Origin of the sequence: Sinorhizobium mexicanum (assembly GCF_013488225.1) — a bacterium.
In the GTDB taxonomy this organism is placed as follows: Bacteria; Pseudomonadota; Alphaproteobacteria; order Rhizobiales; family Rhizobiaceae; genus Sinorhizobium; species Sinorhizobium mexicanum.
Genome location: NZ_CP041238.1, coordinates 2000191 through 2012598 on the forward strand (window position 1 = coordinate 2000191; position 12408 = coordinate 2012598).

At 58.1% G+C, this 12408-nt stretch carries 14 protein-coding genes; 3 read left to right on the plus strand and 11 right to left on the minus strand.

Going from position 1 to position 12408, the window contains the following annotated elements; all coding sequences use genetic code 11:
• Positions 1 to 89 precede the first annotated feature (89 nt).
• Together FKV68_RS09465 and FKV68_RS09470 are read left to right on the plus strand one after the other, a co-directional pair.
• Positions 90 to 1067, plus strand: coding sequence for a DUF2971 domain-containing protein (locus tag FKV68_RS09465; RefSeq protein WP_180941225.1), 978 nt, complete (start codon positions 90 to 92; stop codon positions 1065 to 1067).
• A 55-nt stretch (positions 1068 to 1122) separates the two neighbouring features.
• The gene (locus FKV68_RS09470; RefSeq protein ID WP_180941226.1) at positions 1123 to 2022 is read left to right on the plus strand and encodes a hypothetical protein; all 900 of its coding nucleotides are present in this window, start codon (positions 1123 to 1125) and stop codon (positions 2020 to 2022) included.
• Positions 2023 to 2105: 83 nt separating this feature from the next.
• Here the strand turns inward: FKV68_RS09470 and FKV68_RS09475 are convergent, their stop codons facing one another.
• The 11 genes from FKV68_RS09475 to FKV68_RS09525 form a co-directional block, all read right to left on the minus strand.
• Entirely contained in the window at positions 2106 to 2321 is a 216-nt protein-coding gene (locus FKV68_RS09475) for a hypothetical protein (protein WP_180941227.1), read from the minus strand.
• 42 nt (positions 2322 to 2363) lie between these two features.
• The gene (locus FKV68_RS09480; protein WP_180941228.1) at positions 2364 to 2852 is read right to left on the minus strand and encodes a hypothetical protein; all 489 of its coding nucleotides are present in this window, start codon (positions 2850 to 2852) and stop codon (positions 2364 to 2366) included.
• A 33-nt stretch (positions 2853 to 2885) separates the two neighbouring features.
• Positions 2886 to 3581, minus strand: a complete 696-nt coding sequence (locus FKV68_RS09485) for a phage major capsid protein (RefSeq protein WP_180941229.1) — start codon at positions 3579 to 3581, stop codon at positions 2886 to 2888.
• Positions 3568 to 4323: a hypothetical protein gene (locus tag FKV68_RS09490; RefSeq protein WP_180941230.1), complete on the minus strand. Its 756-nt coding sequence runs from the start codon at positions 4321 to 4323 to the stop codon at positions 3568 to 3570. The genes FKV68_RS09485 and FKV68_RS09490 overlap by 14 nt, the downstream gene beginning before the upstream one ends.
• Positions 4324 to 4610: 287 nt before the next feature.
• Positions 4611 to 5753 (minus strand): AAA family ATPase, encoded by a 1143-nt coding sequence (locus tag FKV68_RS09495; RefSeq protein ID WP_180941231.1) that lies wholly within the window; start codon positions 5751 to 5753, stop codon positions 4611 to 4613.
• Positions 5750 to 6007 (minus strand): hypothetical protein, encoded by a 258-nt coding sequence (locus tag FKV68_RS09500; RefSeq protein WP_180941232.1) that lies wholly within the window; start codon positions 6005 to 6007, stop codon positions 5750 to 5752. Before FKV68_RS09500 ends, FKV68_RS09495 begins: the two co-directional genes overlap by 4 nt.
• 203 nt (positions 6008 to 6210) lie before the next feature.
• Complete coding sequence (locus FKV68_RS09505; protein WP_180941233.1) at positions 6211 to 6516, minus strand: hypothetical protein; 306 nt, start codon at positions 6514 to 6516, stop codon at positions 6211 to 6213.
• Positions 6517 to 6657: 141 nt separating this feature from the next.
• Complete coding sequence (locus FKV68_RS09510; protein ID WP_180941234.1) at positions 6658 to 7836, minus strand: tyrosine-type recombinase/integrase; 1179 nt, start codon at positions 7834 to 7836, stop codon at positions 6658 to 6660.
• Positions 7837 to 8090: 254 nt separating this feature from the next.
• Positions 8091 to 8795 (minus strand): HAD family hydrolase, encoded by a 705-nt coding sequence (locus tag FKV68_RS09515; RefSeq protein WP_180941235.1) that lies wholly within the window; start codon positions 8793 to 8795, stop codon positions 8091 to 8093.
• A 3-nt stretch (positions 8796 to 8798) separates the two neighbouring features.
• Complete coding sequence (locus tag FKV68_RS09520; RefSeq protein ID WP_180941236.1) at positions 8799 to 9386, minus strand: hypothetical protein; 588 nt, start codon at positions 9384 to 9386, stop codon at positions 8799 to 8801.
• Positions 9387 to 9475: 89 nt separating this feature from the next.
• The gene (locus FKV68_RS09525; RefSeq protein WP_180941237.1) at positions 9476 to 10930 is read right to left on the minus strand and encodes a TrkH family potassium uptake protein; all 1455 of its coding nucleotides are present in this window, start codon (positions 10928 to 10930) and stop codon (positions 9476 to 9478) included.
• Between the two features lie 158 nt (positions 10931 to 11088).
• On the opposite strand from FKV68_RS09525, the gene ilvA reads away from it, so the two are divergent.
• Positions 11089 to 12336, plus strand: coding sequence for a threonine ammonia-lyase (gene ilvA, locus FKV68_RS09530; protein ID WP_180941238.1), 1248 nt, complete (start codon positions 11089 to 11091; stop codon positions 12334 to 12336).
• Positions 12337 to 12408 lie beyond the last annotated feature (72 nt).

Sequence of the window (12408 nt, forward strand, 5' to 3'; positions counted from 1 at the left end):
AGCTGCAAAAACTCACCCTTTGTGCGAAGTCATCGTGCAACTGTTCTTGTACAATCGCACAAGTTGCACGTGATTCGGAGTATCCTAGTTTGCTACAGAAAGCTCTTGAACTTAGCGATATCTTCGCCCCTCATGAAGCGAAACGGCGCGATGAGCTTTTCCAGCTTAACCGGCGCCTGATCCACTACACGTCGGCGGCGGCCGCCGTCTCGATCATCCGGAACAGCGCGGTCTGGATGCGCAACGTTCTTTGCATGAACGACTACATGGAGGTCGAGCATGGCTTCCAGTTGATGCGGCGTTCGTTCGAGCCGCCGGTAGACTCCGAATCCGAACGAGGGCTTCGCGCCGTCGCGGCGGCACTTGACGCGATTTTCCCGGAAATATCCAAAGACTGTATCGACTGGTTCAATGGCTGGTTGTTCGCGCTTCGAAACAAGACTTATGTCACGTGCCTCTCCGAACATCATCCATCGGAAAATGAATATGGACGTTTGTCCATGTGGAGGTCTTATACTGCTAGTCAGGTCGGCGTCGGCTTAATTATAAATCCTCTGCCTCTATACAGTTTGAGTCAAACGTTTGGGGCTTTCAGTAGTCCTGTTTACTATTTTGGTGATGTAGAACTTAGGGATACGTTTTTTGAAATTGCCTCAAATGTCACGGCGAACAAGGATTTACTGGCATCCAAAGGTGCTGACGAAGTCAAAGGCTATTTCTGTATGTTGCTGCGTGGAATCGCTATGTGCACGAAACACCCCGGCTTCCATGAGGAAAAGGAGTGGCGAATAATGCACACTCAGGGACTGGATGAGCAAGGCGCGCTTTTACGGGAGGTCGAAATTATCAATGGCGTTCCCCAGCCCGTATTTAAGATACCCTTGAAAGATCATCTCGAAAGCGGGATGACCGGCATCTCAATACCCGACCTACTTGAGCACGTTATTATCGGCCCAACTGAGTTTCCTATGCCAGTAAAGGACGCCATTGTGATTGAACTTGAAAAAGCAGGGGTAAAGGATGCGGAGACGAAGGTTTCCTACTCAAACATTCCGCTTCGGACCTAGTTTTGCTTGAAGCTCCGGTGACGGACCGGAGCATGATCCTATCAGGCTGAATTCCTTGTCCGAGGCCAATATCGGAATGATCAAAACCGGCTTGCATCACTGGTGGCCGAAGGGCCTTTCGGGCTTCTGGGTCGGTGATGATGATTGTGTCACGCGTATCACCCCGCAGGGTACTGAACTCAGATCGCCGCCGGCGAAGTTTGGCGGCATTACCAATGGGCATGCAATAAAGCTGGGTGGCCCGTGGTCCTATTCATTTGAATCGAAATTTGATGCTGTTGACTCTCGACTCCCATATCTAACAACCGAGTTGCTGGCATTTGAAGCCAAGCCATCAAACGACACGGAATCGATCAAAGACAGGCTTGAAGCTCATGCGGTTTCGGAAGAATTTCTCCGGGAGATTGGGCTAACACTCGCTTCCCTAATCGTGCGTAGCCCGCGACATCGCAACACGATTGCATTGACGACAGAGTACTACAGGAGCCGGATGGGGTTTTCTGAGCCAGAGGTGAGCAAAAACCTAATTAATATGAATCTAGCGCACAAATTTGATTTGATCGGCCCCAACTTCAGTGGAGGAAAATATATTATCGCGTACAGCGACGAGTGCGAATTCATATTTGGTGATGGGTTTTATACAAATATGGCCCACGAACATTCTATCGGCCACCAAAAGACGGTCACGCCGATAACACCCGTTATGACTGTAATTTATACAAAGCCGACGCGATATTCCACGCAGCCGAAATTAATGACCATTAGGCTGACAAAACAAGAAGTTTTATCCTTTAACGATCTCGTCCAAATATATTCTAAAGATCAGCTTTTCTATCGTAGCCAAAAACCAGTTTTGGCCGAATCCTTTGTCCGACAAGAATTTCTTGAGTTTCGATACCACGAAGTTCCTTGGCTGGAAGGTTTTCTTGCAGATGCCCACCAGTTTAGAGGGTAGGCGTCTATCCCCGCCCGAACTTCCCCGAGGCGGTCCGGCCCAAGCTCATCGGAAAATCCAAGGCTGCTGTATGCACGGCACAATCAAAGCGCCCGAAATGCCGCCGGGCTATAAAGCTCCATCAACGCGGCGATCATGTCGGCGCGGCTCAATTCTTCGGCCTCAAGCCCCGATTCCACCGGATAGCAGCGGAAGCCCCACCCGTCCGGCGTGACGGCAAGGATGAAAACACCGCCGCCGTTAAAGGCATGGCGATGGCGCGCGAAAGCGTCGGGAAGGGTGTCAATCCGGTTTTTCATCTTGGCCCCCTGACGAGGGTTACAACTGGCAAGCTCGCCTGTTTACTTCACCGCGCGCAAGCCGGCGCCCTTGAGCCGTTCGATTTCGCCCTTGAGCCGCTGGACCTCGGCGCGCAAGGCGACATCGGTTTCAAGCCGGGCCTCGACGCGCTCGACGCGTGTGATAAGCCGTTGCTCCAGATCGGCGAAATCGCGGTGCATGCGGTCGCGTTCCTCGCGGAAACGCTCACCCGCATGCTTCGTGAGCTTATCAAATTCGGCAGCTAAATTGCTGCGTTCCTCGGCGAAGCGGGCGCCGACGAATTCGCCGAACCGCCTAAGACCGGCTTGCGACGCGGAACGGCGGGGCGCCGGGACGTTGGCGTTTGCCGCCATTGCATCTTCCGCCGCTTGTCGCCGGACCTCCTCGGCTTGCCGCCGGGCGGCCTCAAGTCCGGCTCGCCTGTCGCGGCGCATCATCCGTTGCGCGTCCGGCGAATAGCCTTCAAGTGCCTGTTCGAATTCGTCGGGGGTCATCTCGTGATACTGCATGGCCGCCTCCCTGAGTGGACACACTCCGTTTAGTCACCATCCGAGCGGTTCGACAAAGGCGGCACCGCCTGATCGCGCGTACCAGCTCACCGGCAAGGCCGCTTTCAGCGCGGCGCTGTCGGTTTGCCACAAGGATCGCGTCGGGGCGGCGACAACGTTCGGCGTTCCCGGTGTCGAGATCGGCCCGACCGTGTCTTGCGTCTGTTCGACGAGCGTTGCTTCCCTCGAAACCGAAAACGTCGGTTCGCCACCGAAGCCCGTCGCCAGCGCATCGGCATCGACCGCGATCATGCGCGTATCCGGGACGGAGGACGAGGCAAAAACGGGATAGTCGAAGCCGAGGAGACCGCCGCCGGCCGCAAGGCCCGCGCGTGTCGCCGGACTGACGACGAAGACCGGATCGGCGACGGTGGTAAGCGCCGCGACAAGCGCTTTTGCATCCTCGGCGAAGCTCGTTCCAGGCGGCGTCACTGTCACCCCGGCAAGGATGCCGGCCGGGGCAACCGCCGTTGCCGCCTGATCGCCGAAAAAGGTTTCGTCGAGACAAGTACCGACCGCGTCGCCGAGCACCTTGCGAAGCAGGGCTTCAATCGACGGCTGCGAACGTTCGGCCAAATCCTCGGTGAACGTCGAAATCAGCTTGACCGCATAAGGCCGCAACGTCGCCCGGACGACTCCGTTCGACTGCCCCGCCCGGACCCCAACGCAACCGCGGTTATTTCGGACCATCCCCCCCGGTACGCCCCCGGCTGAGGCGAATGATTTCACCAAGCAGCACATCGAGATCGGTCGAGAAATCCACCTGAACAGCGGTCGGCACATCTTCACGTGGTCTGATCGGTAAATGCAGATGCATGTCTGCAATATTGCGAAGCGAGCCTTGGAGACGTTCAAGCGAAGCCTTGAGGGACTTGCCTCCATGGTTGTTCGCCACCTCCGCGAAGGTGCCGAGACCAAACACAGGAGGAACATGGTTCAATATCGTGCGGAGAAGCATTGCGGTTGACAGGTGACACCGATTGGCGGCGGCAACATTCAGTTCACGGCATAGCTCCACAAGCCGGGCAAAGTCCCACGGCCCATTGCCGAGAGATTGAAGCGCGACGATCCGGGAAGGGTCAACGTACGGTTTGGCAGGAGTGGCTTGCGACAACGGCGCCTTGATCCTCTTACGCTCTATCGCACGTGCGCCGGCCCGAACAATTTGCGCCGCCTCCTGCACCGATGCATAGGACGGGCCATCATCAAACATCCCGCTAAGGCCAAGGTTGGCGGTGGTTATAAGACTTATCGAGTAATCGTTGATCCCTCCAAGCTCATCGGCCAGTATCCCCTTTGCCTCTAGTGCCAGTGCCTTGAACGTTGCGGCATGGTTCGTTGGCAGAATCCGGCCGAACATGTTGCCGCCATCCTCGAATAGCGGCAGCAAACGTTCCATCTTATCCGCGATTGCGCTGAGTTCTTCGATCACAGGGCGAAAGCTAACTTGAGGCCGGGTGAGCGCGGGAGTCCCATTTCAGGGGTGGGGCGATTTACCCACAAGCAATTTGACTTTGCGCCGCGTTCATTGCCTTCCCTTCCTGTGCCTCCGATGCAACCGCTTTCGCTTCATCCTCGATCTTCGAAAAGGGGCGCGCTTGAAAGCGCCCCTTCTATATCAAAGATATAGGGGGTAGTGGAGAGAGTTTGCATGTCGTTGTTTTCATTGCCGAAACCCGTTTGCATGGAGAGGCCGAAAAATTAGCGTGGAGCGAGGGACTAGAAGTTGCAATTTACAACCTCTAACCGCCATGTATCGTCCGATGGCGCACCGTAGCGGACGGCCCGGATTTTGCCTTTGTCGAACAGCGCTTCCATTGCCGCCGCCAACATCTTCGGCGTCGTTCCCTCCCGCTTCGGATGGCCGCCAAAAACCCTCGGCCCATAGTTCTGTGCCTTTGGATTGGCGGAAACATTGATGCCGCGTCCGGTATGCAGCGAGAGCAAGGCCAGGAACACCCGTTCGGCCCTGTCCGCTTGCCCGATATCGGCGCCGGCCCGCTTGGGCTTGTCGGTGCAGCGATAGCAGCCGAGTTCCCATTTGAGGTTCACGACGCGGCCCAACGGGCCATAGTTCGACTTCCTGTTGACGAGCTGCCGCCGGCCGTCATCATCCGGCCCTTCGGTATCGTCCGGGCGGCACATGTCGATCTGATTGCGGATGGAGTTCAGCCAGCCGGTGGAACCAGAGTTGCCGGTCTTGTCGCGCATGCCGGAAAGCGACGGATGCGCAAGCAAGATCACCGTCGTCCCCCATCCCTTGGCGAGACGGCGAAGATACCCGCCGATCTTGGTCGCGGCCGAACGGTCGAGTTCCTGCACCTCGGCGGTCTGCGCTCGGTTGTCGATGATGACAAGCACCGGGGTGATTGCGTCGACGGTGTTTTGTAGCGTGTCGAACAGCGGCGTCTTTTTGACGGCATTGCGGCCTTGAAACAGCACCTTGTCGTGCATAACGAGATCGGCGATTTGCAGCCGGTAGAGCCTGCGAATTTCGAAAATCTCGGATGCGGCGATATCGCGGATGCGTCGCCAGCATTCGTCTTGATCGTCCTCGGTGGTGAGATAGAGCACCGGGCCGCGCAAATTGACGGGACGTCCGAGCCAAAAGCTTTCCGGGTAATCCCGAGGGGAAAGCGCGACGGCGCAAGCGAGCTGCAGCATGAGGAGACTTTTGCCGACGGCCCCGGCGCCGGTCAGATAGTTGACGTCGTTTTGCAGAAACAGGCCGTGGCCGTCCACGTATTCGAGCGGCGGCGGTTCGCCATAGGCAAATTCGCTTGCCTTGACGAGCGGCAGGAGCGGCGGTTTTCGGGTCTGCCCGCCTCCACCATTTCCCCCGTCGTTCGGATCGTGCCTCATTGCCGTGTTCCCGGCTCGACAACGGCAACGCCGTCAACATCGATCACCGCAAGACGGATGCCCGCAACGGTGGCGACATCGCTCAAGAAATCGGCGCGGGCCTCGCGATAGGCGGCAAGGAAACGGCGCCGGGCGCGTGGTTGCCGAATCGCATCCGGGAAATCCGGTTCCCATCCGCATTCGAGGTGATTGCCGTCGAGCTTGAACGTCACGCGATAGCCGAACGGTAAAGCGAAAGAACGATTGTGATCCATTGTCGGAGTCTCTCCTGCCAAGTCGCCTTGACGAGGAGGCCGGGAAACCGCAGAATCGTGTCCTCAAGACAATATCGTGTGGTTTCCCGGCCGTCGCCTCATCAAGGCGACGGCTTTTTGGTTCTCTCCATCAAGCCGGGGTTTTGTGCGGGCCTTGCCGGCCGCTTGGTTAATCTTGGCGATCTTGCCGTGGCTAAAGGTCTTCACTTCACTCGGCGGCGATCACCGGGCCAGGCTTCACATATCGGTCGCGAAGATAGCGGCAATACTCGTGTCGCATAAGTGCGCAGCACGTTGCCCTCGCGATACCAAGACGGCCCCTTGCCACGACGGCGCCGGGCGCGGATGGCATCGGGGCCGATGCCTTCAATGGCGGCAATATCGTAGATGGTGAGCATGAGCGGCAAGGCGGGATCGGCCGCCAGCTTGTCGAAGACATCGCCGCCGGAAAACCCCTGTTCAGCAAAATAGGCCGCGCGGCGGTTGAATAGTTCTGCTGTCTCAGTCATGGCGCGTGTTCCTCAATAGAACAGCGCAGAAGCTATCACACTAGCAAGAAGAGAAACAATACAAGAACACACAAAAAGATATTGCCCGCAGGACAATATTATACCAAAGAACGCGGTAAATATTGCCCGCGGGACAATATATCAGTGCTTTATCTTAACGATTTCAGCATTTTCCTTGCCGAACAGATTGATGACGTTGGCGCCGCGCTCGACTCCCTTGCGGGCCAAACTTTCGGATTTTTTCACGTAACGCATCGCCATTGCCGGGGTCTTCCAGCCATAGGCTTGCATCAGCTCGGCGACGTTGGCGCCGTCGATGGCGCTGTGTGTGGCAATCGTCGCCCGAAGCCGGTGCGGGCCGATGCGTGGAATTTCGGCTTCCTTGCAGATTTCCTCCAGCATCGCCAGCACGTCTTTGTAGCTCACCGGCATCCGCCCGGTTGAATTACTAAACACAAAACCAACCTTATGCGCTTGCGCCGCGATGATCGTCGCGCCGTCGCTGGAAAGCGCCGTGGCGGTGATCTTCGTCGCCTTGTCGCCGAGTCTTACTTCCATGCGTTTCAGATTGACTTGATCCCACCGGAGGAGCCGCGCCGCCGAAATCCGCCAGCCGGAAACGGTAATAAACTTGATCAGGTCGGCAACCGGGCCGGTGCGCGTCATCAACGCCGCGATGAAGGCCGGCAACTGTGTTTCGTCAAGCCATGTATCGTTCACGGTCTCGGTGAAGCGCGGCAGCTTGGCGCAAGGATTGTCGGTGCGAATGTCGTGCAGCATCGCATGCGAAAACATCTTCGACAGAACCGCCAAGGCCCGGTTCAGGTCGGTCTTCTTGTGCTTGAATTTCAGCTTCATCGCCGCAATCTCGGCGCGGGTGATATCCTTCACCTTGCGGCCCTTGAAGGTCGGCAGGATGATGCGGCGATAGCGGCCGGCATAGTCCTTGCGCGTTGACGGTTCCTTGAGTGCCAGATGCTCGGTCTCGAACAGCTCCCAAAGCTGTTCGATTGTCGGTGCCGATTTCTTTTCAGCCCGAAGCGACTTCGGATCGTCGCCGCCGGCCGCCGTCTGCAAGATGCGTTGCGCTTCGGCCCGCGCCGTGTCGGCGGTGAAGACACCATGAGCGCCAATCGACATCTTCCGGCCGTCGTCATAGATCGCGAAGTAGGTGAGGGCGAGACCCTTGGCGCCTTTCCTTGCACGAAGGGCAAAGCCGGTCGTTTTCGAGTCCCTGAACAGCTTTTCCGTCGCGCCGTCCATGAGGCCGTGAACCTTCCGCTCAACGAAATTTTCGGTGATGTGATATTGCTTGCTCATGAAAAATCCCTCGGTCGGCTAGGGTACGGATTAGGGTACGGGACGCGCAGGGACTTTCTGTTCCATCTCATACCAAGTTGATACAGCTAATACCGTTCAACACGCTGGAAATCAATGCTTTCAAGATAATTTAGCGTAATGAGATATAACAAGCCAGAACGAGGGATTTTTGACTTAAAATCCCTCGGTTAACACCGTACGGGTTCGATCCCCGTCGTCCGCACCAAGGCCCCCTTGCGCGGCCGGCCTATCAATCATCCGCCAATATTGCGCAATAGCGTTTCAAGCTGACTGAGGTCGGCAATTTCGCGAAAGCGCGGGTGACCTTCCGGTTTCTCGTGATGTTCGAAGGACCAGGTGAGGGTGTGCGGGACGTAGACGCCCCAACTGCCTGCCGCGAGCGCAGGGACGATGTCCGATTTCAATGAATTGCCGACCATGAGGCTCCTCGACGGTCCGTCGCCGTGTTGCGAGAATATCCGCTCATAGGTGGACATGGTCTTGTCGCTCACGATCTCGATGGCGGCGAAGAAGTCGCCGAGACCGGAGGCGGCGAGCTTTCGCTCCTGATCGAAGAGATCTCCCTTGGTGATCATGACGAGGCGAAAGCGACCGGCGAGGGCCTCGAGTGTCTCCTGGACGTTCGGCAGCGGTTCGACCGGATGGCCAAGCATTTCCCGTCCGGCGGCGAGAATTTCGGCGATCACGGACGGCGGCAGGCTGCCACCGCTTACCTCGAGCGCCGTCTCGATCATCGACAGGGTGAAGCCCTTGATGCCGAAGCCATAGAGGCCGAGATTGCGCTTTTCGGCCGCGAGCAATCGCGCGGGCAATTCATTCGCGTCGGTGTGGTCTTTCAGCAAATCGACGAAACGCTGTTCGGTGAGGCGATAGAACTGTTCGTTCTGCCACAGCGTATCGTCGGCATCGAAACCGATTGTCGTAATCCTGTTCGGCATGACCTATTGCGCGGCGATCTTGAATGGCTGGTCGACAGTTGCGCTCTTGCCGCTGTTGATATCATTGAAATGGAAGCGCAGCACGTAGTCGCCGGCCGGCGCGCCGGTCACGTCGATTGTCAGCGTCGAGTAGATTTCCTGATTGCGCAGGTAACCGGTGAAGGTGAAATCGCCGAATGCCTTCTGGCTGGCGAGGATTTCGCCCTTTGGGTTGAGGATATCGAAATCCACCGTGAAACGTGTCTGGATCTTGCCCTTGACGCTCGCTTCCTTCCAGGTGAGCCCCACCGGCTCTACGTAGGATACGATTGCTTCTCCGGTCTTGAAAATCGGGTCGGTTTTGGGCTCGTACATCGCGTAACCCGCCGGTTCGGCCGTAACGAAGACCGCTTTGCCGATCGCGAAGGGAAGGGTCTGGGAAAAGTCGCTCACTGCCTGGCGCAGCGTCTCCCGCGCGCCCGCCACGTCGCCAGAGGTCGCCTGCTGTTCCGCTTTCGTGGCGGCATCAGAAAGCGGACCGGCCAGCGCCGCCGCGTCGGTCGTCGCTACCATCGCGCTTACTGTTGCAAGCAAGAGCAGGTGTTTCGGCATCGAGTTCCTCCCCTGTGCCCATTGCCTCAAGACTTTCGGTATTTGCAAGGCAAGTCAAGGCATTGCCAAGTCGAGACCAATCGAGGCGCTCAGTGTTTCCAGAAGATCGGGGTCAGGATGACGAGAACGGTCAGGACCTCGAGGCGTCCGAGCAGCATCATCAGCGACAAAAGATAGAGTTCCGGGTCTTCGAGCGTCGAGAAGTTGCCGGCGGGACCGACAATGCTGCCAAGCCCGGGACCGACATTGGAAAGGCAGGTAATGACGGCCGAGACTGCCGTGACCAGATCATAGCCGAGCGCTCCCATCACCAGGCTCCCGAAAACCCAAAGGAGAATATAGGTTATGAAGAACAGGAAGATTGCGCGCTGCGTATCCCCATCGACGGTGTTGCTGCCGTAGCGCACCGCATAGATCGCATTGGGATAGACGAGTTTGTTCAATCCGGAGCGGATCGCGTTGAAGAGCACGACGAATCGATAGGCCTTGATGCCGCCGGCGGTCGAGCCGGAGCAACCCCCCATGAAGGTGGCGATGAACGCGGTCATGACGACGAAAGGTCCCCATAGACTATAGTCTTCGCTTGCATAGCCGCTGGTCGACAGGATTGAACTGATGTTGAAGAAGGAGTGCGCCAGCGCGAGATGAAATTCGACGCCGTTCGCCAACCGGTGGTAGACGGCCACCGCCACCGAAAACACAGTGAGGTAGCCGAGAAAGACGCTGATTTGCGGGTCGCGCAGCGCGTCGAGGCGTCCACGGACGACGAGCACGATCAGGATCGAGAAGGGGAGGCTACAGAGCGTCATGAAGAAGGTGCCGGTCCACAGCAGCGGAATGCTGCCGAAATAGGCAAATGACGCGTCGTGGGTTGAAAAGCCGCCGGTCGCGACGGTCGACATCGCGTGGTTGATCGCGTCGAAACGGTTCATGCCGGTGATGTTGTAGCCGATCGCACAGAGCAGTGTGATCGTGAGATACACGGTGAGGAAGGCGCGGCTGAAGCTTGCGATGCGTGCGAATGGCTTGTCGCTCGTGTCGGAGGATTCCATCTTGAAGAAGGACATGCCGCCGACCCGCAGGTAGGGGATGACGAAGAGGCCGAGAACGACGATGCCGATGCCGCCGAGCCAGCAAAGGAGCGAGCGCCATACCAGAAGGCCGGGCGGTGCGTTGTCGAGCCCGACAATGACGGTCGAACCGGTCGTCGTTACCGCGGAAACGGACTCGAACAGCGCTTGCGCGAAGTCAATGTCGAGCGAGGAGAGCCAGAGCGGGATTGCACCGACGACGGAAAAGACGAGCCAGAGCAGGTTGACCAGAAGGAAGCCGAATTTTTTCGAGAACGGCGGAGGTCCCGCGCGTGTCGCCATGAAGGTCGCCGCCGAAAGGCCGCCGGTCAGGAAGGCCGTTACTGCGAAGATCTGCCAGTCCGCATGTCCGTAGTAGAGGTCGACAAGCGCCGGGACCAACATCGCGCCAGAAAGGTAGAGGCCGAGGATCGCCGCGATGTGGACAGCGTGCCGGAACAGGGTTGCATTCAAGCTTCGATTTCCCGGAAACAGTTGTCGAACAGGCCAGCGGTTGCCCAGAGCGGTGGCCATACTGTCTTGCCCGATCGATTCGTGTCAAATCGATGGCCTCGCGCCAGTCAATGTGCGATAGCGTGAGCCTCGGTAAACGCAATGGATGAGCCTACGTGATGAAGCAGGATGTTGAAAATGCAGCGCTCGCGCTCCGTGAAATCTTTCCGGCGACGCCACTGCAGCTCAACGATCACCTCAGTGCCCGCTACGGTGCGACAGTCTATCTGAAGCGCGAGGATCTCTCGCCCGTGCGCTCCTACAAAATCCGCGGCGCCTTCAACTTCTTCCGCAAGGCGCTTGCCGCCGGGGCTGCGGGAAAGACCTTCGTCTGTGCTTCGGCCGGAAACCACGCGCAGGGCTTTGCTTTTGTCTGCCGTCACTTCGGCGTTCCGGGCGTCGTCTTCATGCCGGTGACGACGCCGCAGCAGAAGATAGACAAGACTCGCATGTTTGGTGGCGAGTTCATTTCCATCCGTCTCGTCGGCGACATTTTCGACCAGTGCTATCAGGCGGCTCGCGACCATGTCGAAGCGATTGCCGGCGTCATGGTGCCGCCCTTCGACCATGCGGACATCATTGAGGGGCAGGCAACTGTAGCCGCCGAAATTGCCGAGCAGTTGCCGGGGGGTGTCGTTCCCGATCTCGTCGCCCTGCCGGTCGGCGGTGGCGGGTTGTCCGCCGGCGTCACCGGCTATCTCGCCGACACGCTTTCGTCCGATCGTTTCGTATTTTGCGAGCCGGCGGGAGCGCCAAGCCTGAAGCGGAGCCTGGAGGCCGGCAGCGTGATCACGCTCGACCAGGTGGACAACTTCGTCGACGGCGCGGCTGTCGCGCGAGTCGGCGACCTGAACTTCGCCGCGCTGGCTGCCTTTGCGCCGGAGCAGGTGATGTTGTTGCCGGAGAATGCGATTTGCCTGACGATCATAGACATGCTGAACGTCGAGGGCGTGGTTCTGGAGCCGGCCGGCGCGCTTTCCATAACTGCGCTGGAGATCCTCGGGCGCGAAGGGCTGGAAGGCAAGACGGTGGTTGCCGTCGTATCCGGAGGCAATTTCGACTTCGAACGCCTTCCCGACGTCAAGGAGCGGGCGATGCGGCATGCCGGGCTCAAGAAATATTTCATCCTGCGCATGGCCCAGCGCCCCGGCGCGCTACGCGATTTCCTCAATCTGCTCGGCGACGAGGACGATATTGCCCGGTTCGAGTATTTGAAGAAATCGGCGCGCAATTTCGGCTCGGTCCTCATCGGCATAGAGACCAGGCACGCGGAAAACTTCCCGGCTCTGAAGGCGCGCTTCGACGCGGCTGGCCTGCGCTACCAGGACATTACCGAGAACGAGATTCTCGCCAATCTCGTCATTTGATCTCTGCGTCTACCGCGCGTCTAGTCAGACGCGCAGGGGACGCGGTAGCACTCTGAATTGCTGCTGGTGGAC